At 39.3% G+C, this 24,266-nt stretch carries 18 protein-coding genes and 1 pseudogene; 5 read left to right on the forward strand and 14 right to left on the reverse strand.

Going from position 1 to position 24,266, the window contains the following annotated elements; translation table 11 throughout:
- Positions 1 to 102, forward strand: a pseudogene (locus L2764_RS19210) (IS1595 family transposase); the annotation flags it as partial.
- Positions 103 to 114: 12 nt separating this feature from the next.
- Positions 115 to 816 carry a tetratricopeptide repeat protein gene (locus L2764_RS19215; protein ID WP_248941962.1) on the forward strand — a complete coding sequence of 234 codons (702 nt, stop codon included), beginning with the start codon at positions 115 to 117 and terminating at the stop codon, positions 814 to 816.
- A gap of 111 nt (positions 817 to 927) precedes the next feature.
- Here L2764_RS19215 and L2764_RS19220 read toward each other — a convergent pair whose 3' ends face one another.
- The 8 genes from L2764_RS19220 to L2764_RS19255 form a co-directional block, all read right to left on the reverse strand.
- Positions 928 to 1,797, reverse strand: a complete 870-nt coding sequence (locus L2764_RS19220) for a phosphoribulokinase (RefSeq protein WP_248941963.1) — start codon at positions 1,795 to 1,797, stop codon at positions 928 to 930.
- Positions 1,798 to 1,942: 145 nt separating this feature from the next.
- Positions 1,943 to 2,194 carry a YheU family protein gene (locus L2764_RS19225; RefSeq protein WP_248941965.1) on the reverse strand — a complete coding sequence of 84 codons (252 nt, stop codon included), beginning with the start codon at positions 2,192 to 2,194 and terminating at the stop codon, positions 1,943 to 1,945.
- Complete coding sequence (locus L2764_RS19230; protein WP_248941991.1) at positions 2,188 to 3,186, reverse strand: hydrolase; 999 nt, start codon at positions 3,184 to 3,186, stop codon at positions 2,188 to 2,190. The genes L2764_RS19225 and L2764_RS19230 overlap by 7 nt, the downstream gene beginning before the upstream one ends.
- Positions 3,187 to 3,274: 88 nt before the next feature.
- Positions 3,275 to 4,543: a sensor histidine kinase gene (locus L2764_RS19235; protein WP_248941967.1), complete on the reverse strand. Its 1,269-nt coding sequence runs from the start codon at positions 4,541 to 4,543 to the stop codon at positions 3,275 to 3,277.
- Positions 4,540 to 5,223: a response regulator transcription factor gene (locus L2764_RS19240; RefSeq protein ID WP_283107077.1), complete on the reverse strand. Its 684-nt coding sequence runs from the start codon at positions 5,221 to 5,223 to the stop codon at positions 4,540 to 4,542. The genes L2764_RS19235 and L2764_RS19240 overlap by 4 nt, the downstream gene beginning before the upstream one ends.
- Complete coding sequence (locus L2764_RS19245) at positions 5,217 to 8,408, reverse strand: efflux RND transporter permease subunit (protein WP_248941969.1); 3,192 nt, start codon at positions 8,406 to 8,408, stop codon at positions 5,217 to 5,219. Before L2764_RS19245 ends, L2764_RS19240 begins: the two co-directional genes overlap by 7 nt.
- A gap of 1 nt (position 8,409) precedes the next feature.
- A complete protein-coding gene (locus L2764_RS19250) occupies positions 8,410 to 9,609 on the reverse strand; it encodes an efflux RND transporter periplasmic adaptor subunit (protein ID WP_248941971.1) in 1,200 nt (399 codons plus the stop codon).
- Complete coding sequence (locus L2764_RS19255; protein ID WP_248941973.1) at positions 9,606 to 10,955, reverse strand: TolC family protein; 1,350 nt, start codon at positions 10,953 to 10,955, stop codon at positions 9,606 to 9,608. The genes L2764_RS19250 and L2764_RS19255 overlap by 4 nt, the downstream gene beginning before the upstream one ends.
- Positions 10,956 to 11,136: 181 nt before the next feature.
- Between L2764_RS19255 and L2764_RS19260 the strand changes: the two genes are divergently transcribed.
- Positions 11,137 to 12,111 (forward strand): NAD(P)/FAD-dependent oxidoreductase, encoded by a 975-nt coding sequence (locus tag L2764_RS19260; RefSeq protein ID WP_248941975.1) that lies wholly within the window; start codon positions 11,137 to 11,139, stop codon positions 12,109 to 12,111.
- 36 nt (positions 12,112 to 12,147) lie between these two features.
- Here the strand turns inward: L2764_RS19260 and L2764_RS19265 are convergent, their stop codons facing one another.
- From L2764_RS19265 to L2764_RS19275, 3 genes are all read right to left on the reverse strand, one after another.
- The gene (locus L2764_RS19265; RefSeq protein ID WP_248941977.1) at positions 12,148 to 14,973 is read right to left on the reverse strand and encodes a hybrid sensor histidine kinase/response regulator; all 2,826 of its coding nucleotides are present in this window, start codon (positions 14,971 to 14,973) and stop codon (positions 12,148 to 12,150) included.
- Positions 14,973 to 15,980 (reverse strand): cytochrome-c peroxidase, encoded by a 1,008-nt coding sequence (locus L2764_RS19270; RefSeq protein WP_248941979.1) that lies wholly within the window; start codon positions 15,978 to 15,980, stop codon positions 14,973 to 14,975. Before L2764_RS19270 ends, L2764_RS19265 begins: the two co-directional genes overlap by 1 nt.
- Positions 15,981 to 16,181: 201 nt before the next feature.
- Positions 16,182 to 16,538: a NirD/YgiW/YdeI family stress tolerance protein gene (locus tag L2764_RS19275; protein WP_248941985.1), complete on the reverse strand. Its 357-nt coding sequence runs from the start codon at positions 16,536 to 16,538 to the stop codon at positions 16,182 to 16,184.
- A gap of 248 nt (positions 16,539 to 16,786) precedes the next feature.
- Here L2764_RS19275 and L2764_RS19280 point away from each other — a divergent pair, with 248 nt between their 5' ends.
- Positions 16,787 to 17,326 carry a hypothetical protein gene (locus L2764_RS19280; protein WP_248941986.1) on the forward strand — a complete coding sequence of 180 codons (540 nt, stop codon included), beginning with the start codon at positions 16,787 to 16,789 and terminating at the stop codon, positions 17,324 to 17,326.
- Positions 17,327 to 17,380: 54 nt separating this feature from the next.
- On the opposite strand, the gene L2764_RS19285 is transcribed toward L2764_RS19280, so the two are convergent.
- Genes L2764_RS19285 through L2764_RS19295 form a run of 3 tightly spaced genes read right to left on the reverse strand, consistent with a single transcriptional unit; the run spans position 17,381 to position 23,108 of the window.
- On the reverse strand, positions 17,381 to 20,542 hold the full coding sequence (locus L2764_RS19285) for an efflux RND transporter permease subunit (protein WP_248941987.1): 3,162 nt from the start codon (positions 20,540 to 20,542) through the stop codon (positions 17,381 to 17,383).
- A 50-nt stretch (positions 20,543 to 20,592) separates the two neighbouring features.
- Positions 20,593 to 21,759 (reverse strand): efflux RND transporter periplasmic adaptor subunit, encoded by a 1,167-nt coding sequence (locus tag L2764_RS19290; RefSeq protein ID WP_248941988.1) that lies wholly within the window; start codon positions 21,757 to 21,759, stop codon positions 20,593 to 20,595.
- Entirely contained in the window at positions 21,756 to 23,108 is a 1,353-nt protein-coding gene (locus L2764_RS19295) for a TolC family protein (RefSeq protein ID WP_248941989.1), read from the reverse strand. Before L2764_RS19295 ends, L2764_RS19290 begins: the two co-directional genes overlap by 4 nt.
- A 377-nt stretch (positions 23,109 to 23,485) precedes the next feature.
- Between L2764_RS19295 and L2764_RS19300 the strand changes: the two genes are divergently transcribed.
- The gene (locus L2764_RS19300) at positions 23,486 to 23,809 is read left to right on the forward strand and encodes a hypothetical protein (protein ID WP_248941990.1); all 324 of its coding nucleotides are present in this window, start codon (positions 23,486 to 23,488) and stop codon (positions 23,807 to 23,809) included.
- Positions 23,810 to 24,266: the final 457 nt, after the last annotated feature.

The raw sequence follows: 24,266 nt of genomic DNA on the forward strand, positions 1-24,266 counted from the left end.
AGGTTCTCGCTTGAAGACATGTTGCCACGATTTATGTATGTCGCACTACGAACTGCTCCTATGCCACAGAAGTATTTAAGCATGGCTGAGCTTTATGGGTAATCAGGTAAAAGTATGGCATTTTCTGCTCCCCAACCCCCTCAAGCAATTGAAGCCAGTAAGATAGCTTATTTACAGCTGAATGCGGATTTGGGTAAACCCGCAGCGCAATATTTATTAGGGATTATGTATTTGACAGGAAAGTATGTAGACCAAGATACTCAACTCGCTATTGAGTCGATAACGGCTTCTGCTGAAGCGGGTGATGAGAAAGCGCAAAAAACCTTAGCTGATTTATATTACGAAGGGCAGATCATCACACGGGATCTTGCTCAGGCAGAACGTTTGTACAAAACATTAGTGGATAACAAGAGTAATAAACAAGATAAGTGGGCTAATTTTAGATTAGGTTTCATTTATGCGGGGGGTGGTTCAGGGGTCACCAGGGATTGTGGTAAAGCCCTGTCTCAGTTTAATTTGGTTGGTGATAAGCTGTCTTTAGGGAATGTTTCTTGGATTTTAGCCACGTGTCCTGAAGCTCAATATCGCGATGGTAATAAAGCAGAGAGCATTGCAAAGGCATTACTTGCTTCAAACAAAAACAATCCTATTTATTTAGATAATCTAGCCGCAGCTTATGCTGAGCAAGGTAATTTTAAAGCTGCAGTCGAAACGCAACAAAAAGCCATTAAAATCATTGAAAAAGGAAATGATTTTAATGCTTATGTTAAGCGTTTATCACTTTATAAGAAGCAACAACCTTTTAGAGAGCATTAGTGTTGAGTGTCCTATGTCGATTGTGTTAGTTGATTCAAGTATCACGGGTATATAAAGCCACTTGATAAAATGGCTTTATCCTTAAACCAGTTGGAGATGCAGAAGCTAACATTAGTCTTGGGTTCTCTTTTCCATAAGTTCTTTCACTAATGGGGTTAAAATTAACTCCATCGCCAGAGACATTTTACCTCCCGGTACGACTAATGTATTGGTGCGAGACATGAATGAGCCTTGGATCATATTGAGATAAAAGGGGTAATCAACATTTTTGATATCATGGAAACAGATCACCACAAAGCTTTCATCTAAGCTGGGAATCGTCGTCGCACTAAAGGGGTTGGAGGTGTCTATCGTGGGAACGCGTTGAAAATTGATATGTGTGCGAGAAAATTGTGGCGTAATGTGATTAATATAATCGTCCATACTGCGTACAATAGAGCCCATGACTTTTTCTCGAGTATGGCCTCTATCTGACGTATCTCTAATAATTTTCTGGATCCACTCTAGGTTGACAATGGGGACCATACCAATAAGCAAATCAACATGTTGAGCGACATTGCATTCATCAGTGATCACGCCGCCATGCAGACCCTCATAATAAAGCATATCGCTATCGTCTGGTAATGGACGCCATTGGGTAAAGGTGCCCGGCATTTGGTTAAAAGGCACTGCTTCATCAAAAGTGTGTAAGTATGCGCGCATTTCTCCTTGGCCTGTTTCTCCATAATCATGAAAACACTGTTCTAATTTAACAAAATCATTGGCTTTAGCACCAAAATAACTAATGTTAAGATTTTCTGTTTTCAATTTACGGATGATGACTTCCATTTCCGCTCGAGTGTAATGATGAAAGCTATCACCTTCAATCGTGACAGCGTTAATCCCAAGTCGTCGAAAGATCTCTGTAAAAGCTGTGGTTGTTGTTGTGGTACCGGCTCCAGAAGAACCTGTGACTGCAATGATGGGATGTTTTGCTGACATGTTATTACCTAAATATATGAAATGCCACCTACACTTCAGCAATAATATGCTAAAAAGGGATGCTTTAAGGCGCGCAAAAAAGTTAAATGGGTAGGCTGCATTTTTAAGGGTTCGGGTATAGTTATACGGATTGAGCAGCTTAAGGTCAATTTTCCGGCTGCATATTTGTGATGTTGTCCTTGTGTCTTAAGGCTATGGATTCATCTTCCTCACTATATTCCACGACTAAAGTACCAGATTTTAGTGCCTGATGACATTTAATGATCGCGTTTTTTAGTTCAGTTTCGTCTGTGTGACTAAAGTTTCCATCTTCTAATTGAGTAAATAAGTATTCTTTAATCAGATTATTGACAGTGTCTTGTGGAAGTTGTTGTAGCGCATTGTATGGGACTAGCATTGATTGTTATCCGTCTCAGTCGAGGGTGAAGTGGGAAATAAAAAATCGAGAATGCGGCGTTCTAAATAAAATCTTGGATGCCAAGGGCTTCCGCCTTCAATAAAGCCAAGATGGCCCCCTTGCTTATGTAATTCGTAACTGACATGAGGAGAGAGTTGGGCTGGACCGGGTATGACATCTTCGGTCATGAAAGGATCGTCTTTTGCATGGATCACGAGTGTGGGTTTAGTGATATGAGCGAGAAAAGGCAAGCCACTGGCTTGGCGATAATAATCATCGACGCCATTAAATCCATGTAAGGGAGCGGTGATTTGATGATCAAACCCATGAAAGGTGGTTAAGTTTTTAATTTGATGCTTCGTGACTGGAATATATTTATCTAATGCCATCTTTTCCATTTTATCGATTACTTTTTGTTGTAATAGCTTGATGAGATAGCTTTGATAAATCTTTGAAAAACCTTTTTCTAATTTTTTAGCACAAGCGGCAAGTTGTAACGGTGCAGATACAACGACGGCTCGTTCGATTAAGCTATTTTCTTTTTGTTCGCCTAGATATTTGGTGAGCACATTCCCTCCTAAACTATAGCCTACGGCAAAAATAGGGTTATTAGGAAAGTGTTGTTTTAAGTGCTGTAAGCTGATTTGAACATCCTCGGTATCACCACTGTGATAACCCCGCGGGAGACGATTTAATTCACCTGAGCAGCCACGATGATGATGGATCAAGGCACAATGCCCCATTGACTGACAAGCTAAGAATAGTCGTTTAATGTAATGAGAGTCAGCACTGCCTTCTAAACCATGAAACATGAGGATGATAGGTTGGTTATCGATGGGAGTCGATAGCCAATCAAGATCAATAAAATCTTGATCAGGGAGCTCTAATCGTTCACGTTTTAATAAGGGACTTAACACTCGTGTTAAGGAAGGTAAAATTGTCTGAATGTGGGCGCTTTTAGCCCACCATGGGGGAGAAAACACACTACTCATTATCATCGAATCGTCTTAAACATAAAATAATAGTCGATAAAAACAGTGTAGCATATTAGAAATTATTGAGCTTGAACATAGTCACTTATTACTCATTAGTTTGAGTAAAAGAGACTTCGACTCTGTGGCCGCTAGAGGTTATTTGAGTCTTATAAGGCCATTTAAATTTTTCAATGAGTCTTTGGGTGAGCTCAAGCCCGAGCCCAAAACCAAGCGCTTCATCATCTACTTCGGGATCATTATTGTTATTTTCTATGATCACATGATGATGCTTTTGTGTGATTGAAACGGTGCCACTCTGAGTATGTTGAAAGGCATTACGAATAAGGTTTGTGAGCACGATTAAACAAGCCGTTGTAGGGAGCTCGATATGGTATAGATGGGTGTCTATTTCAATATTAACTGCTTTTCCTTGCAATAAATAACTGAGTTCATCAACGAGTTGCACTATGAGCTCATTGAGTTTAATAACCGATAATTGAGGCGGAATAGCATTATCTCGTCCTAACCACAGTAAGGCTTCGGTTAGGTGAGTCATGGTAAAGCCTGCACGTTCAATACGTTGTAATATCTTTTGTTGTTTATCACCTAAAGGTTCGACGTCATTCATTTTATTGAGCAATTCAATATTAGAGCGGATCACTGCGATAGGTGTACGTAATTCGTGGCTTGCATAGCTTAAAAAGACTTGTTCTCGATTGAGACTCTCTTGCACTGAGTTCAAGCTATTATGAATTATTTGGGCCAGCTCATTGGGCTCATGATATTTAAAATCAGGAGGAGGAAATGCCAAATTTTTATCATTGAGTGTTTTTGTCCAATTGATCAATGATTCCATCGGAGAGGACATTTTATTCATTATAAGGAATAAAAATAGGGTAAAAATAATCAGCCCACCAATGCCAAATAGCATGATCCCTGTAAAGTGTGAGCTGCCTTTTTTGGTTTCATTTTTTATGGTTTCTTTATTAAATACTTTGCTCACATATCGCCCTTTACCTTGATTATTCATCATATAAATGACGAAATAGGCTTTTTTCGGGGGAGAAAATAACGTGATCCCAATAAGTTTTTTTTGTAACACTCCAGGTGTAGTGGGGGGCTGTGAAAATTGGGATCGAATGTCTGCGGGGACATCTTTCCATTGACTCGATATTTGAAAGTTGATTAAACGTACAGGATGTCCATCACGGACATTTTCAACTTGAGACAGTTGGCGCATAGTGCCACGCATGCCCGTATCCAGCCCTTCGATGAAATAATTAATTGTGAGTGCGGAAAAAACTAAGGTTAATGACGTGCCTAAGACTAGTATGGCAATGAAAAAATATAATCTTAGGCTCGGTTTTATTCTCATTTGGTATTGACTGTATTAAGACGTAAGGCAAATCCATAACTCGGTACGGTTTGCAGTAAGCTCGGTGAATGTTGGCTATCCAGTTGCTTACGTAGATGATGGATGTGCACTTTTAGACTGTTACTATCTGGTTGATTATCTCCCCAAACCGCTTGCATTATGTCAGTTCTCGATACGGGTTTAGGAGAGGCTCGAAGTAACATTTCGAGAATGCGAAATGCAGTCGGCGATAACTTTAGTGGTTCGTTGTGCCGATAGGCTTTTTTTTCTGATAAATCAATTTCCAAATCGGCCAAGCTGAGCCTTTTGACTTGGCCGCTGCGGCGTTTGGATAATGTTTGAATGCGTACAATGAGTTCGGCCATGGCAAAAGGTTTAATGAGATAATCATCTGCTCCTGATTGAAACCCTTCTAGTTTGTTGTCTAGGCTATCTCGTGCTGTAAGCATGAGTACTGGCGTATCAATGCCTTGCTGTCTGATGGTGTTACAAAGGGTTAGCCCATCCATTTTAGGTAAGTTAATATCGATAATCAGTGCCTGATAAGAGTTTTGTTCGATAAAATGCAATCCCGCTAGTCCATTTGAAGCATGGTCGCATTGCATCGATTCTAGCTCAAAATAATCGATAATGGTTGCCGCTAAGTCTAAGTCATCTTCGACTAATAATAGGTTTAGCATGATGAAACCGCCTTTTGAGTCTTAGAGGAGATAAGCTTGTTAGACAGTGTACCTAAGAATGCTTTTATTTCACATTGAATTAGTAATAATGCAGGGATCAGTATTAAGGTGATACCTGTGGCAAATAAAATCCCGTACGCCAGTGATGCAGCAGCCGGAATTAAGAATTGTGCTTGTAATGAGGTTTCGCTTAATAAGGGTACTAAACCGGCAAAGGTGGTGACAGAGGTTAATAATATGGCGCGTAAACGGCTGGTACATGCGGTGACAATGGCTTGATGAACCGATAACTTTCCTTCTTTTATTAATTCATTAAAACGTGAGACCAGCAGTAAACTATCGTTGACGACTACCCCGCTGAGAGCCAGAATGCCATTTAAAGACAATAAGCTAATAGTAATGTCATTGATCCAATGTCCTAAGATCGCCCCAACAATACCGAAAGGTATGGCCATCATAATTAATACGGGTTGGATATAAGATTTTAAGGGGATCGCCAATAATACATAAATGGCTAACATGGCCAGTACAAACATACTGCTCATTGAGCTTGCGGTTTCTTGTTGTTGCTCAGCTTCTCCAGCAAAATAAATATTTAAATCAGGATATTGATTTTGTAATTGTGGTACCAAATTTCGTTTTAAATTTGCCACTAATTCATTCGGCGCTATGATGGTTTTATCGACGCCAGCACTGAGAAAAATCGCACTTTGATTATTAATGCGCGTCACTTCATCTTGTTGATATTCAGTATTGATATTGGCCACAGCGCTGAGTGGTACTATGGTTCCATCGGGGGTTCTCACCCTTGCCTGCATGATATCGGCGAGGGTTTGACGTTGTAGTTTAGGGTAACGGACTCTTACCCAGACTTCGTCTTTGTCTCTTTGATAACGTTGCACAACTTGGCCACCAAAGGCTTGTAGTAGTTGTTCAGATAGCGTTGAAGTATCCATTCCTAGGCTTCGGCCTTGATTAGAAAGGGTAAAATGTAGCTGCGCTTGGCCAGGAGACAAATTATCATCGATGCCATTGACACCTTTTGTGTTTAATAAGGCGGTTTTAAATTGTGCCCCAGCTGCTGTTAAGGTGGCTTCATTGTTAGATTTTAACTCAACTTTAAAGTTATCAACCATTTCTTTTTTGGAGCTAAACTTTATTTTTTTCACTCCTTCTGGCGAGCCGACGAGTTGTTGCCATTGCTTAATGAGCTCTGTGGATGAGTAAGGTGAAGCTGAATCCATTTCAACAATTAATTTGCCACTTAAGTCGGCGCTGGCAATGACCTGCACACTCTTAATCGAAGGCGTATTGGTTTGGTATTTTTCGGCTAATTGATGGTCGGCCTCAATAGCCGTTTTTTCTAGGGTAAGTAGGTTGGTATTGGTTTGCCCAAAACTGGCATCATTTTGCATCGACATATTCACACTGATGACATCACCAGTAATATCGGGGAAAAAAGATACCCTGACACTGCCCATGAAAGGCATGGCGGTGACTAAAATGAAAATGGCAACAAAAATCAGTACAACAGCATAACGAAAATCCAGTGCCCAATGGATTGCGGGTTGATAGAGGCGGGTATTAAACCATTGTAAGCTACCATTGGCGAATGATTGGATTTTAGCCCACACACCTGCGATGCCAGATGTGGCTATATTTTGAGTGTTTAAGTGGGCTAAATGGGACGGTAAAATGAATTTTGATTCGACTAAGGAGAGTAATAAACAAATGGTCACAACTGTCGCAAACTGTGAAAATAGTTTACCAATATTACCGGATATATTGGCGAGTGCCATGAATGCAGCTACGGTGGTGAGCACCCCAAATATGGTCGGTATGGCCACTTTTTTGGTACCAAGAATGGTATTTTCTATGGTGTCGCCATATCGTTGGCGCGTAGTATAAATACTTTCACTGATCACCACAGCATCATCAACGACAATACCGAGTGCCATGATAAAACCAAAGGTGGTCATTTCATTAATCGTCAGGCCTGTAAAGGTATCGGTCATAAAGTACAGGGTGCCAAAAAAGACAAAGGGCAGGCCTGCTGCGACCCAAAATGCGAGTCTTAAGTTGAGAAATAAGGCTAATATGATGAAGACTAATGCGATACCACTGATGGCGTTTTTTGTCAGTAGCGACAGTCTGTCCTTTATAATGGTACTGCCATCATACCAAGTCTTGAGTTGCACATTATTGGGTAATAAACCTCGTTCATTCCACTCTTTAACGACAGCGTTGGCTTGATCGACAATTTGGGTAATATCACCTTGTTCGTCCATGACAATTTCAATACTCATGCCATTTTGTTGATTATAACGGGAGAGAGTGTAGGGATCGTCATCAAAGGTATCGGTAATCGTGGCGACATCGCCTAAAGTGATAATGGCACCATCGGCTGTGGTTAATAAGGGTATTTTAGCGAAGTCACCCGCTTGATAAGCTTGCTCTGAAGCCTTAAGGCGCATGATTTTATTGTCATTACGCAGGCTGGTGGTGAGAGGAGCCGAGGATTCTGCATTGATGACATTTTCGACATCACTTAGTGTGATGCCATAAGCTTGGAGTTTACTATCATCGACTTCAACAGACATTAATGCTTGGGATTCGGCTGATATGGATAAATTTCGGATAGCGGGTTTAGCGAGTAATGCCGTTTTTAACTTCTCAGCTAATTTTTGTAAGGTGACTCGGTCGGCATCACCAAAGAGTTGCACCCAAATGGCATGATCTTCACGTTTCGCTTTTTCAATAACGGGTTTTTGTGCATCAGTGGGGAGGTTATAAATCGAGTCAACTTTTGTTTTAACGTTGGTAAATAAGCTATCGAGAGAGTAATCGGTTTCTTTCTCAATGGTGACTGTACTACCATTGGCATTGGAAACGGAAGTGATGCGTTTGATCCCTGTAACGGTTTCTAATGCGTTTTCAATTTTAATGGCAATGCCTTCTTCGGCCTGTTTGGCATTGCCACTGTAATAACTCACCGAAACGGTAATAAATCGAGGTTCTATACTGGGAAAGACTTCTTTTCGAAGTGAGTATAAAGACAAAATACCTAGGATGATGACAGAGATCAGTAATAAATTAGCGGCAACCGCATTGCGTGCAAACCAAGCGATGATCCCTGTTTGCTCTGGGGGCATTGGGTGGGAGTGATTATCAGGAATAAGTGACATATTATTGTTTCTCCTGAGCGGTGCTAGCCAATAGACTTGGATTGTCTGATTGGGTGGGAGTCATCTTCATACCCACAAGGTAATTATTCAATGGACGGATCACTATTTGAGCACTTTCTTTATCATCGACGGGAGTGATATACACTTTATCTTCTATTTCGAATAATTTATTAGCCTTAAAATTCATAAGATTGCTGTTATTGTCTAGATACCAGACATCACCGCTTTGAGATATAGCGGATGCTGGGAGTGCCCAGATGGCGTTTAAGGTTGCTCCTTGGACTCTCGCGGTTAAAAAAGTGCCTGGGAAAAGGGCGGGCGTTTGCTCAAGAGGCGAGTCGATTGCGACAATCAATGCACGCTGGCGGCTACTCGAGTCTAAGTGTTGCTCTATGCGTTGTACGTACCCTTGCCAGTGCTCAGTGGCGTCTGTATTGGTTAACGTGACAAGCCAAGATTTGGGCTCAATATTATTGAAAGTGGGTAAACTATTCCATTGATGTTCAGATAATGGAATGGTTATTTCGACTCTGTCAGTACTGTAGAGTGTACTCACTGTGGTGCCGACAGAAAGATAACTTCCAGGCTGTATGTCGCGCGAGATAATGAGTGCATTAAAAGGCGCAGTGATTTGGGTTTTTTGTAAGTTACGTTGGGCGGTTTTTAGTTGTCTTTGGGCATTGGAAAGTGCGGCTTGAGCAGCGATAAGCTGAGGCTGACGTAAGACCAGAGAAGAGTCTGGCTCTCCTTTCATACCTGAGTTCTTCCATTCCATTTGGGCTTGTTGACCTTGTCGTTCTTCTTCGAGTAAGGCTACTTTTGCGTCGGCGACTGAGACTTGAGCATCGGTGACAGCTTGTTGGTAATTCGTATCATTGAGAGACGCTAATAATGCGCCTTGTTTAATTTGTTTGCCTGTTTCAAATTGAGGGGACAAGGTTTCCACTTGACCACTGACTTCTGTCGTTAAGACCAGCATATTGCGAGATTTAGCTTCACCGTGGCCGATAATTTCAGCTTGATAGTCTTGTTTATTGACGGTGATCACCTCTACTTCAGGAGAGGCTATGACTGTGGGTTGACCCACTGCTCGGCTTTGTTTGATGTAGTCTGCTTTTTGGGCGCGGGTATAAGTAATCGCCGCAATAATACATAGGCTGGCAATCAAGGTGGTGATGAGAGTGATTTTTTTTGGTTTCATTTAGAGATCCCCAGACCTAATGCAAGTCCTAAATCGATACGATTGACTAATCTGTCATAAATTAGTTGTGTTAATTGAGATTGCAGATCAAATGTTTGTTGCTGAATGGATAATAAATCGATGATGTTGACGAGTCCTTGGCGATATTTTGTTTGATAGTTAGCAAAACTTCGCTGTGCGCTCTGCAGAGCATCATTGATATGGCTTTGCTGGCGAGATAAAGATTGTTCTTGCCCTAATGCATTTTCAACTTCATTGACTGCGGTGAGTAAGGTTTCTTTATAGCGCCAATAGGCTTGTTCGGCCGTAAGTTCAGCAATATCGGCTTGTGATCTTAACTTTCCACCATTAAATAAGGGGGCGGTTAGTTGCCCGAGTAGACTCCATGCTGGGCTATTAAAAAGTGCCTCACCCGTTAATTGAGCGCTTAAATTGAGAGAAGGGAGTAAAGCTTTGTAAGCGGCACTTGAACGATATTGCTCTGCATAAATAGTGTAGTAAGCACTTTGGAGATCGGGGCGTCTGCCTAGATCTTGATTGGGTAAACTGGCTAAGGGTTGAAGTACTGTGGGGAATTCAGCGCCGATTGTTGCATTACTCTGATTGTTATCTTGGCCTAATAGTTGCCATAAGGTGCGTTGGTATTGTGCGTATAACTCTTGGTATTGGGCTAATGTAGCACGCGTGCTCGCGCTAGAACTACGGGCATCGTCAAGATCTTCTAAACTCCCAAGTCCAGAGCGATAGCGCTCAATAATAAAGGTTTCATTGTGTTCTAATGAGGCTAATCTTTGACTTTCGATACTGATGAGTTGTTGCTGTAAATTAATTTGCAGCCAAGTTCGCATTATACTGGCGGCAAGTGCGTCTTTTGCGGCTTGAAGATCGGCTTGAGAGCTGGCGATATCCATGTCAGCGCCTTTGATACTATCACTGATTCTTTGCCATAAATCCACTTCCCAGCTAATACTGAGTTCACTGTTATAAGTGGTATTGCTGCCTTCATCTTTGCTGCTGTTGGTGCCAAGAGAGCTTTGAGGTAGCCCTTCACTGGCCTCAACACTTCTTTGCGCATAAACAATTTGTAAAGCAATCGCGGTTTGCTGCAAACTTGGATTGTTATCCATGGCTTGATGAATAAATTCAGTAAGCTGAGGGATCTCAATGAGTTGGGTTAATGTTGTTGCCTTTGTTGCATCATTTTGTGTGTATTGCCAAGGTTTGACTTGTTCACGCGATTGAAGCGCTTGTGATTGATAATCAGATGCCTTTTGCGCACTACAACTGATGATGCTCATGAATAACAGCAAGGCTATTAAGTGTTTAAAGGGCGTTGCATCAAGCATGGGGTTTCATCTCCTGCGATTTTCTGATGGCAGCATACCTAAATAGGGGTTAAAGGAGGGTTAAGGGGGGGACAAATCATCTAAGTCAGTCTATGTTTATGATGCTGGACGTTAAGCGGTTTGATATAAATAATCCGTATGGACTTGCGAGTGAGAGTTAATTTTTTGGGCGGGGGAATTAATGAGTATAAGTTCAATTGCAAAAAAGAGGATAGACAATCAGTATGATGTTGTCATTGTGGGGGGCAGTTTTAGTGGCTTGAGTCTGGGGTTATTTTTGGGTAACGCGATGCGTAAGGTGTTAATTATCGATGCCAATTGTCCACGTAATGAGTATAGTCAAGTCATGTTCAATTTAATTGGCCGAAATCAAACTGAGCCGACTCAGTTACTCCATGATGCTAGAAAAGAGCTTGCGGAATTTGAACATGTGACATTGCAGCGGGGCGTGGCAACACACGTATCGGGTAATGAGAAAGCAGGCTTTAGTTTGAGATATGAGCTTCTTGATCTTGAAAAAAACAGTCGTCAGTGGTTTGAGGTGAAGGCTAAGCAGCTGGTGTTTGCGAGCGGCGTGAAAGATATTTTACCTAAAATTGAAGGCATTGAGACTTTTTGGCCTGAACATATTTTTCATTGTCCTTACTGTATTGCCTATGGCATAAAAGGGTTACCCGTTGCCATTTACAGTCCTAATAATGAAGCGTATATGATGGCTAAAATTATCAGTAAATGGACGGGAGATGTCTTGTTACTGACGGAGGATAAAGTCAAATTTAGTGAAGAAGAATTAGTTGAATTGGCGCGTTTAAATGTCAATGTTAATACCAGTGAGGTTGAGAAAATCACGGGTGATTTGGGTGATTACATCGAACTGCATTTAGCGACAGGAGAGTGTATTAGCAGACGGGGACTATTCATTCATTTGCCTTTTCATTTAAACAATAAACCCTTGTTCGTTAAATTAGGCTTAGATATTACAGAAGAAGGGCTAGTGGGTGTGGATGATCATTATCAAACATCTAAGGCGGGTATTTATGCTATCGGTGATATGGTGACCTTAATACAAAAGGTGAGTCACGCTATTCATAGCGGTAATGCCGCAGGTTTTGCCATTGATCATGTATTGTCTATGCTAGTGGATGATGTGGCTTAGCGGTTTGTTCATTTTATGTGAGTTTGATGGTGATATTTAAGATCCTGCATCTTTATTTTGTTTTGTCGATGATTTGATGATAAAGCGCCGAGCTTGATGTACGTTAACCTCGAGTAAATTGATGAGATGTTGCATGAGTTCTAAAGCGGGAAGGTGATGTTTTAATGATCCGGATGATAGTTTGTCTATTTGTTTAATAATGCGCTTTATTTTGTACTCTGTTGCGAGTGTGTTGATATGTTGGCTTATCAGGTATATTTTACTTACGTCTTTTCTTTCAAAGGCAATAATGAGCTCAGAGATCATCGATTCAGCATTATTTTGAAAAGAAGAGATTAATGTGTTGAGTGACATGTGCTGTTTTTGGCTTAGTATTTGCAAATTATCGAGTTTTATTTCAGCTTCGGTTAAATTAAGCTGGCTTTTAACATGGCGAGATAATGAAATGACGTTGGTTGATCCGTTAAGGGTCTCTTGGTTAATTAAATGATTAGGTGAAGTGGCTATTAGTGGGTTGATATTATGGCGAATTAATGCAGAGTGTTGATATAGAGCATCTAGAAAGCTTTGTTCTTGTAGGGGTTTCGTTAATACATGATTAGCACCAGCTTCAATGAAATTGTCATGGGCTTCTTGGAAAACATCGGCGGTACAAGCAAAAATAGGGGTGGTTTTGTTTAAGTCTTTTCTGATCGCTGTGGTGGCTTCTATTCCATCCATTTCAGGCATATGATTGTCCATAATAATCAGATCGAAGTCCTGTTCTCTGAGCTGATTAACGGCCTCTAGGCCGTTGTTTGCAATTGTCGCGGTATGACCTAAGCGTTGGCAAAATGTTTTTGCAACCAGTGCATTAATTTTATTGTCTTCTGCGATAAGAATAGACAGGTTTTTAGGTAGATTTTTTGCTACTTTCTGTAGGTCTTTAGATTGGGTCAGTTGTTTATCTGATTGTTTCAGCCCGATAAAAAGCGCAAAGGTTGTTCCACTGCCCACTTCACTGGTTATCGAAATATTTCCTTGCATTAATTCAACGAGTTGTTTGACGATAGAGAGTCCAAGTCCCGTTCCACCATATTGACGGGTGGTAGAAGATTCCGCTTGGGTAAAGGGATTAAAAATGGTATCGAGGCGCTCTTGTCGTATGCCTATTCCTGTATCAGAAAGAGTAATATTGATGCCGTCAATATCTTGATGAACCGTTTTGCTGAAGCTTAAGGTAATGTTGCCTTCGTGGGTAAATTTAACGGAATTACTGAGTAAGTTATAGATAACTTGTCGAATTCTGGATTTATCACCTTCAAAGGTTTGTTGCTCATTAATATTATTTTTTAAGATGAGATCAATATTTTTATCATCACATATTGGCCCGTAGGTATTAATGATGGGATCGATAACATGATTAAAGCTGAAAAGTTCATTATCCAACTCCAGTTTATTTTGCTCTATTTTTGAAAAGTCGAGAATATCATTTAATAACGAGGTCAGATGATTGCCCGATTCTAACAGTATTTGCAGTTGTTCTCGCTGAGTTGGATCCGTTAAATTAGATTCAACAATTTGGGCCATACCAAGGATCCCGTTGAGTGGTGTCCTTAATTCATGGCTCATGGTGGCTAAGAAAGTGGATTTTGCTTGATTGGACGTATCAGCGGTTTTGACTGCTAGGGATAATTCTTGTTGCATTTTTTTTCTATTACTGCAATTTCTTTCAACGGCAATATAGTTAATAAATTGATTATATTCATCTAAAATAGGCGTGATTGTAATCTCTACCCAGTAAGGAACACCATTTTTATGGTAGTTAATCATTTCTGCTTCTATCGGTTGTTGTTGATTAATCGCCTGAAGAATACTTTCAATGTCTTGTTGATTGGTTTTACTTCCTTGTAAGATATTACCTAGTTTTTGGTTGATAACCTCATTTAAAGCGTAACCTGATAAAGCCGTAAAGCTTTGGTTAACCCAAGTCACGAGTCCTTTTTTATTAGTAATTATGATGGCATCTTGAATATGTTCGGCGACAAGTGCTAGTTGATGTTTTTCTTTTTCTATTGTGATTAATGTTTGTTGAATACTGAGCTCTTTCTGGGTTCTGACTCTGAACAGTAATAGAGAGTAACTGGCTAATGTGACTGTGAGTAACAGTAAGAAGATAAAAATAGATTGTTTGGTATTTTCAGTGAATGTTAGCCAAAAAAATGTTGTATTAGTGAGTAAGTTGCGTACCTGATTATTTAGGATGCTGATATTCTTTTGCTCAATACTAGCGTTGACTTCATTGGCGAGGTTGAGGTGCTTGACTAGACTAATGTAAGCATTTTTATGGGTTAGTTCAGGTGTGAATGCTTGTGTATTATCAGTGCCCGTAATTAACGATAATATTTGTAATTTGTCTTGAGGTATTGGTTGATTACTTAATAAATCTTGTTGCAACAAGGTGATGGTATGCTGAGAATATTCTTGTGAAATCATCAATCTTAATAAGGTCTCCAGTTCTTCGATGAGCTTTGAAATAGTGGTTGTTAGTCGATGGCTTTTCGCTTCAACCTCGTTGCCTCCAATGAGAAAATAAGCAATAAAATTGAGATTAGTTTTGGAGAGACTGTTGTCTATTTGAGTGACTTGGAGTTCGGATTGGAGAAGGCGCTGTGAAATGGAATCGTAGTTTTTCTGATCATTAACGTTAAATTTAAAGACTTCATCTCTAGCTGCGAGCACTTGATGGGTTAACTGCACATAAGCATGATGATATTGTTTAATGAGATTCATTTTGGTGACTAAAAGCGCGAGGGTTAATAAAATAATGGTCGTTGCTGTGATCAGTAATGCACTGACAATACGATAGTGATGTTTTTTCATTATTGTAATGCCTTTAATGCTGGAGGAGGAGGTGCACTGAGTGCATTGAGAAAGGCTGAGAGCTCAAGTAGAGTGACAGGATCGAGATCTTTGCCTAATTGCATTTTAGCCATTAACAAAATGGCATCTTCTAAGATTTCGGCTCTGCCATCATGAAAATAAGGCGGGGTAATGGCGACATTACGTAAGCTGGGAACGCGAAAAACATTTTTATCGGCTTCTTCTTGAGTGAGTGAGAATCGCCCTAAGTCATCAGAATTATGATCCAATGATTCAACATGTCCAAATTTCTGAAAAATATTTCCTCCCACATTTTTCCCTTGATGACAATAAATACAGCCTAAGGTTTGAAATTTGGCCCAGCCATTGATGGCTGTTTGCGACATGGCTTGGGGGTTACCTAATAAATAACGATCAAAGTCGGCGTTAGGGGTATTGAGAACTAGCATGAAACTGATGAGCGCATCTTTAATAGTATTTTCACTGATTTGTTCATCATACTCTTCTGTAAAAGCGATTTGATAATATTGATCTGATTGAACAAATTGAGTGATCTTTTTCCAATTAGTATTCATTTCTAATGGATTATGGATAGGGCCATCAATTTGTTCATGTAAACTGGCTGCTCGCCCATCCCAAAAAAAGCGGGTATTGAAAGACACATTATAGACGGTGGGCGAATTACGGTTCCCTTTGCCTAAAACGCCAGTGGAGACTTTTGTGGTTTCTGCACCATTGGTATAAATATTGTGACAAGAAGCGCAGCTCACTTGGTTGTTAGAGGATAAGCGTGGATCGAGGAATAAGCGTAAACCCAGTTGCAGTTTACTTTTGTCATCTTGTTTTATCTCTAATATCGGGATCGGTGTGATGGCTTGATTAAAGTTGGGCTTAGAAGGGGCTGCTATCATTGCGGTAATAAGAGGCTGACGGAATGTGATATACAGATAAAGGCTAAATCCGAGAACGATTGATAGTGCAATGATCCACCGATAATCCATTCTCATTGATTGGCGTCCTTGTTTTCGTCAATGCTGTGCTATTACTATTTTAGAACATATTTGGGGTTTGTTTGTGATTGTGTTTCATACTTGTTTGCTTTGAAATAGAGTGCCCTTCAATTGAGTCAAATAGATTGATTCAATTGAGTTAGGCATAGAATATTTATACCTTATTATCTGTCATTGATGCTTTGGTAAGATTATGATTTACTGTGCTGTGATAGTATTGACATCTATTTTGGCATTGGGACCATCGATATCCACCTCACCTTGTATGATCACTTTGGTGTCAGGTGTCACTTTCAGGCCATTCCAGTCATCATCATCAATGTCTACTGTCATTTCGCCACTGCTGTCTTTAAAGTGGTATTTTTCATCTCCTAATGCGCTGGTGATATAACCTGTTAAGGTTACTTGAGCATTATCTTCGGCCTCTAATGCCATTTTAACGGTGGTGACATTATCTTTTGTTGGGCCAATAAATCCTCCTTCTTGGGCTACAATGCCTAATGAAAAGAGTGAAGTAGAGAGTAATGCGATGATCCCCAATGATAATTTTTTCATGTTAATTCCTTATTTATTCATTAATACGTGGTTCACTATTAAACTGAAGATTCAATAGTGAACAATAGATGCACATTTTGTAGAATGCCAATAAAAACCCTAGAGTGAATATTATTTATTTTGGTTTTTTTGATTAGAAACGACTTTATAAATTGTTAGAAAGAACGGATTATGGGGGATGTAGGCGCAACATTGACATTAATAAACTATGATTTGAATTCAAGGAAGTTTTATATTGGTGGTGAAAGATGTCCGTTTTTAATCAATGTAAACATCAAATGGCTATTAAAAAAGTGGTTTTTCATTCAGGAATGAATGTGCTCTATAATCGGTTTGAGTGTCGTAGAGAAGCGATTGATACGGCAAAGAAAGGGATTAATTTGTCTCTTGCGCGACACCTGCCTGTTCCCTTGACTGAACCGAGTCTTTCACACTTTCAATTTCAATGTAGTCATGTGGGCCATGCATTAAGGGGAACCTTATATGCGCCAATGGGACCTCATGTGAAAGGTCAACCTTTTCACGGAAAAAGTTTGGCAACCTTAATGATTTTTTTTATTGTGTTTAAGGAAAGTGATACATTATTTTGGGATGAACTGGTTGATTGTTATTATGCTATTTATCATCGACCCCCTAACGTCGTTAAACCGACTATTCCATGGCTTGGAGTGATTATGACGCCCTTCATCGATGAGTTTCCAGAAGGGGGCAAGTTGTTGAATGATTTCGAGCTTTCTTTAGCTTGGGCTTGGGAAGAGATGCTTGCGCGTAAAATAGCTAATCGTTGAGCGTTATACCTAAACGACTTGGAAATGCGAGTTTCAGAGTCGTTTGGGTATGTATTATCGAGTGATTAACGTTGAAAGGTGTTTACAAGCTATTCTGATGTCTTCTTGTATGAGTAGCAGTGCAGGTATAAGCAGCAGCATAATGACTGTCGAAAATAGTACTCCATAGGCTAGAGAGGCGGCGGCAGGAATTAAATATTGTGCTTGTACTGACTTTTCCGCTAGTAGGGGGGTTAGTCCTGCAAAAGTGGTAATGGAAGTGAGGAGGATAGGGCGAAGTCGACTGCTGCATGCTAAGGTAATAGCGTCTTTGATGTCTATCTTTTTACTGTTGTTTAAAATATTAAATTTAGAGATGAGTAATAAGCAATCGTTAATGACGACGCCACTGAGTGCTATCATACCAAATAGGGATAACAGGCTAATAGTGATGCCATTAAGCCAGTGACCCAGTATGGCACCTATGATCCCAAAAGGGATGATGCTCATGATGAGTAAAGGTTGTATATAAGATTTGAGTGGAATAGCGAGTAAAATATAGATAGCTAATAAGGTCAGCATGAATAACTCATTCATAGAACTCATGGTCTCTCGTTGTTGCTCTGCTTCGCCTCCAAAATGTATGTGTAAATTGGGGTATTGCTCTTTTAATTGTGGGACTAAATTTGTTTGTAAGTAGCTGACAACTTCATTAGGCGCAATAATGGATTTATTGATTGGTGCGGTGAGGTAGACGACTTTTTGATTGTTGACTCGGGTGATTGTATCTTGCTGGTATTGTTTCTCAATGTTGGCGATCATACTCAGAGGAACAATTGAACCATCTGGTGTCCTTATTTTGGCTTGCATGATATCGGCTAGACTTTGACGCTGATGTTGTGGATAGCGAAGTCGAACCCATACCTCATCTTTGTTTCGCTGAAAACGTTGAATAACCTGGCCCCCAAAAGCTTGGGATATTTGTTTGGAAAAATACAGACTGGTTATACCCAGTGCGCGACCCTGTTCAGATAAGGTTAAATGTATTCTGGTTTGTTTGGGGGTAAGGTTATCATTGGTATCTCCTACACCATCAATATTTGCCAGTTGAGCTTTAAACTTTTCGCCAGCGGCCTGTGCAATATCATTGTTTTCTGCTCTTAGTTCTACCCTAAAGCCATCAATAAACTCTTTTTGTGTGATAAAGTGTAGGCGTTGCACACCTTCTGGTTTACCTGTTATTTTTTCCCATTCTGTAACAAACTCTTTAGCGTTAAAAGGCAGGTTGGGTGTGAGTTCAACGTTGAGTGTGCCGTTATGATCGTCATCGGCGAGGACTTGTATATTGAGTAAGGAGTCTTTTGAAATATTGTATTTCTTTGCTAAATTATTGGCCGCTTGAATGGCACTTGACTCTAATTTGAGAAGATTGGTATGGGTTTGTCCGTAACTCGTATCGGTTTGCATGGATAATTGTACAGAGATCACATCATCCGATATATCAGGGAAAAAGGAGGTACGAATTTGACCTGTAAAGGGAAGTGAAATCACAAAAATGAGCAGAGTAATAAAACCAAATATAACCGCGTAACGAAATTTAAGTGCATATTGTAAGCTGGGTTGGTAAAGATAGTGATTGAAGTAGGTCAGTCCTTTATCTGCATAATGTTGAATTTTACACCAAAAAGCTTCTGGTCCAGATGTTCCTGTTCTATGGGTATTAATATTCGCTAAATGGGCAGGGAGGATAAGCTTAAATTCAATTAATGATAATAGTAAACAGATCGTCACCACAATGGTGAATTGTGAAAATACTTTGCCGATTAGGCCAGAAATATTAGCCAAGGCGAGAAAAGCCGCAATAGTGGTTAAGACGCCAAAGGTGGTTGGGATAGAGACTTTATGGGTTCCACGTATGGTGCTTTCTACCGTATCACCGTACTTTTGTCGTGTGGCATAAATACTCTCACTGATCACAACAGCGTCATCGACCACAATACCAAGAGCCATAATAAAGCCAAAGGTTGTCATTTGATTAATGGTTAATCCGGCAAAAGTATCCCCCATAAAATAAAGTGTACCGAAGAAGATAAAAGGTAAACCTATAGCGACAAAAAAAGCGAGGCGAAGATGTAAAAATAATGCCAGTAATATAAAAACGAGGATAATGCCTGTTAGGGCATTTTTTGCGAGTAGCGATAAACGAGCTTGGATGATTTGGCTATTATCAAGCCAAGTGGTGAGTTCGACATTACTGGGTATTAATCCTTTTTCTTGCCATTCTTTTATGACTTGATTTGTTTGTTCAACAATTTGGGTTATATCACCTTGGTTTTCTATCACAATATGAATAGCCGTGCTATTTTGTTGATTATAACGTGATAACGTCAAAATGTTATCTTCAAAGGTATCTGAAATGACGGCAATATCTCCTAAGGTGAGCTGGACACCGCTCTGGGTTGTGATTAATGGGATCATTGAAAAATCGTCGACGTGATAAGCTTGGGATGCGGCGTTAAGGTAAATGTTTTTTTGTTTATTTCGTAGTTGGGTCGTTAATGGTGTGACAGACTCTTGGTTGATGGCTTTTTGAATGTCAGAAAAAGTGAGCCCATAGGTCTGTAATTTATTTTCATCGACTTCAATTGATATCATGGTGTTAGATTTAGCTGCAATGCTTAAATGATGTATGGCGGGTTTGGCTAATAGTGCCGTTTTTATTTTTTCAGCAAGGCGTTGTAAGTTCGGCCTGCTTGTATCACCGCTGATCTGGACCCAAATAGCGTGTTCTTTGCTATGGATTTTTTCTAAAATAGGTTTTTCAGCACTACGTGGAAAATTATGAATGGAGTCAACTTTATTTTTAATGTCTGCAAATAAGGTATTTAATGAATAATCACCGGCTTTTTCAATGGTCACTTTACAGCCGTAGGCGGTAGACTTTGAAACAATCCGTTTAATACCGAATACCGTTTCTAATGCATGTTCAATTTTTATAGCGATATCTTTTTCAGTTTGCTCTGCACTACCACTTTCATAACTTACTGAAATAATTATGTATCTAGGTTCTAATGCTGGGAACACTTCTTTTCTTAATGAATAGAATGACATGACCCCTAATATTATGATAGAAATGAAGAGTAAGTTTGCGGCTACGGGGTTTCTTGCAAACCAAGCGATGGTCCCTGTTGTTTTATATTGTGCGCTATCTGATCTTTGATCAGGGTTGTTGGCCATTACTCTCCTGTGTTCATGCTATATATTTAATTGACAAGTAATTTACTGCTTTAATTTGATGTTCTAGGGTTTACATGCATACCTAAAAAATAACTATTCAGTGGGCGTTTCACGATATGTGCAGTTGTCATATTGTTAATCGGAGTAATGTAAACATGATCATCTTTTTCAAATAACTTTTCTCCTTTAAAGCTGGTTAATTGGTCATTAGGATCGACATACCAAATATCACCCGTTTGAGAAATACAGGATGCCGGTAGTTTCCAAATAGAGTGTAATCTATGTCCTTTTATTTTGACTTCCAGAAAGGTACCTGGAAAAAGGATGGGTTTTTGATTCAGAGGGTTATCGACAGTCACTATTAAAGCGCGCTGCTTATGATCTTGGTCTAAATGTTGTTCAATACGATCTATTTTTCCTTGCCATTTTTGTGCATTTTGAGTATTAGTTAGTGTGATTTGTTTTTTATCCATTTCTAATTGACTCATGTTTCCTATTGTTTTCCATTGTTGAGCAGAAAGAGGGATACTGATTTCTAATTGATCGGTGCTGTATAGGGTGCCAATTTTACTGCCGATTTGTAAGTAACGCCCAGGTTGAACATCAGAACTGACGATAAGGGCGTTAAATGGCGCTGTTATTTGTGTTTTTGTTAAGTTCCTTTGTGCTTTATTGAGCTGGCTATTAGCATGACTTAATACCGCTTTAGCGGCGATCAATTGAGGCCCTCTTAATACTAGTTTAGAGTCTGGTTGCCCTTTCATACCTGAATTAGTCCATTCCATCCTTGCCTGTACGCCTTTTCGCTCTTCTTCCAAGAGTGCAATTTTGGCGTTAATCACTAATACTTGAGCATTAGCGGCTGCTTGTTGATATTTCAATTTATTAAGTGTGGCAATCTTATCGCCTTTTTTCAAATATCGGCCAGTTTCAAATGTAGGTGAAAGACTATCTACTTGACCACTCACTTCTGTGGTCAATCTGAGTGAGTATTGAGGTTTCGCTTCTCCATAACCGATGATCTGTGTTTGGTAATCATCCTGATTAACGGTAATAACCTCTATTTCAGGGGACGTTTTAGGTGACAAATTTCGTGTAGTGTTAAGGGTATTATCTTGTAAGTATTGATTTCTTTTGGCTTGAGTATAAGTGGCTATCGCAACGATACTGAATGCCGAGATTAAAGTGATACCGATAGTTAAGCTTTTCAGTTTCATGATGTGACTCCTAAACCCAGTGCCAAACCTAGATCAATTCTGTTGGTTAATCTGTTGTAGATGAGCTGAGTAAGTTGAGACTGTAAATTAAAGGTCCGCTGTTGTGTGGCTAACAGTTCTATTATATCAACCAGCCCTTGGCTGTATTTTTTTTGATAGTGGATGAAACTGCGTTTAGCGGTTTGTAATGCCTGATGAATATGCTGTTGTTGTCGCGATAGAGATTGCTCTTGACCTAATGTGTTTTCGACTTCATTGACGGCGTTGAGTAGCGTTGATTGATAATTCCAATAAGCCTTTTCAGCTGTCAATTGTGCTATTTCTGCTTGTGCCCTGAGTTTTCCACCTAAAAATAAAGGAGCGGTTAACTGACCGAGTAACTCCCAAACGGGATTGTTGAATAATTCTTCTCCAGTAAATGCAGCGCTAAGATTAATGGAAGGAAGCAAGGCTTTATAAGCGGCTTGAGTTCGGTATTGTTCAGCAATAATAAGGTGATAGGCGCTTTGAAGATCGGGTCGTCTTGCGAGATCTTGGGCTGGAATATTAGCAAGGGGTTGTAATACTGTGGGAAATTCACTTGATATTTGTATTGCTCTTTTTTCTGGTGCTTCTCCTAATAATAGGCTGAGTGTACGTTTATTTTGAGACAGTTGCTCTCGATAATTAGCAAGTGTTGCTTGAGTCGTCGCACTGGAGCTACGTGCATTATCTAAATCTTCTAAACTCCCCAATCCATTTCGATAGCGTTTGATAATAAATGTTTCATTATCGGTGAGTGATTTTAATCTCGACTCTTCTATTTCGATCAATTGCTTTTGCAAGCTGATCGCTAACCAAGTTCGCATAATATTGGCTATCAGTGTATCAAGCGTTGCTTGGTAATTTGCTTGAGCACTCGCAATATCCATATTGGCGGCATCGACAGTATTTTGTATTTTTTGCCATAAATCGATTTCCCAACTCACTCTGATCTCACTGTTGTGGCTGATACTGTTTTCTTTATGTTTATGACTGTTTATTTCAGTAGTGGCTTGTGGAATGCGGTCGCTATTGACAATCCCCCTTTGTGCGTAAGCTATTTTTAAGTTCATCGCCATTTGTTGTGCATCTGGATTGTTGCTTACTGCTTGTTTTACTAATTGAGTAAGCTGAGGTATATCGATTAGCTCAGTCAGCTGTGTAGCCGATGTCGCATTTTGTTGTTGGTAGTGCCATGTCGTGATATTAACGAGATTACTCTGTGCTCTTTGTTGTAAATGGCTTTTATTTTCGCTTACCGAGCAGCCTATTAGTGCTAATAATATGAATGTACTTGATAGGGTAAAAAATAAATCTGAGTATCTCATTTTAAGAGCCTAACATGTTTGTTTATGCTACTTTTGTTATGTTTATTATCGTTAGTTAATTTTTTGTTATCTTCAGTCGTGAGTATGAAACTAATATTAGCTAAAAGGCTATAAAATCTGTTTTTAATAATACTTTAGTCTGATTTTGGCAGTGAACTCTTTATTACATATTGAATAATATTAATTTATTTTGGTAGATGACATACTCTCATTTGATAGAAAAATGAAAGGTATTATGATTACTTAGTTAGAGTCATTAACAATAATTTGTAATACAGTGTCAGTTATTAGATGGATCATTCACCTAAAAAGGAATATATGTTAATTTGATTATAGATTGAAAATATTTTTTTCTTGCGGTAATAGAGGAAGAACACATGATTTCAAATCAATTCACTAAGCAATTAAAAGCCTTATGTTTACTTGCGAAAGAGGCTGGGAATGGTTTTGAAAAAGCGGCTATTTTTTCTGCAACAGAGTTATTTGTTGCCAATTTTTTAGATCGAAATGCTTACTGTGAGGATGTCAATCATCGGATCCAAGGCATTAAATATCATATTAATGCGGCGTTAGGATATGAATCGGCAAATGGTTATCATTCATCGTCTCATACTGATTGGGCTTTATTAGAAATTGATGCGCTATTGTCATTGACGATTGATACCACGGATAAAATAGTACTGATAAGTGATGTCGGTTAATCATAGACTTTTAGATTAAGTCATATTTTGTAATTAATATTAGGTTAATATATTATATTTTGACCTAACATTAACTTTAACTCAATTAGGTTATAGCACTTTATTAAGACTCACTTGATAAAATGTTACTCTTGACGTTTATACAAATCTATCTTGGTAGGTGATTAATTCAGTGCTACTCAGCTTTTAAATTTAATGCAACGTAGAAGTGGAATGCCTGAGTCTTACTGGTTTGGGCTTCAAAAAACATTATGCATTTCGATATACGGGAATGGTAGAGAGGTGTTTGATCACACTCCGAGAATCACAACTCGTTTCAGACCAGTAAGTACCTGAGTATAAAATAACCAACAATTAGGTTAATATTTAATCTTTGATATTTTTTACATTACCAATGATATAGAACTTGTATCAATATCGAAATTTTTGTATAACTATCATTAGCATATGAATTATC

Source organism: Shewanella surugensis (assembly GCF_023284005.1).
Classification (GTDB): domain Bacteria; phylum Pseudomonadota; class Gammaproteobacteria; order Enterobacterales; family Shewanellaceae; genus Shewanella; species Shewanella surugensis.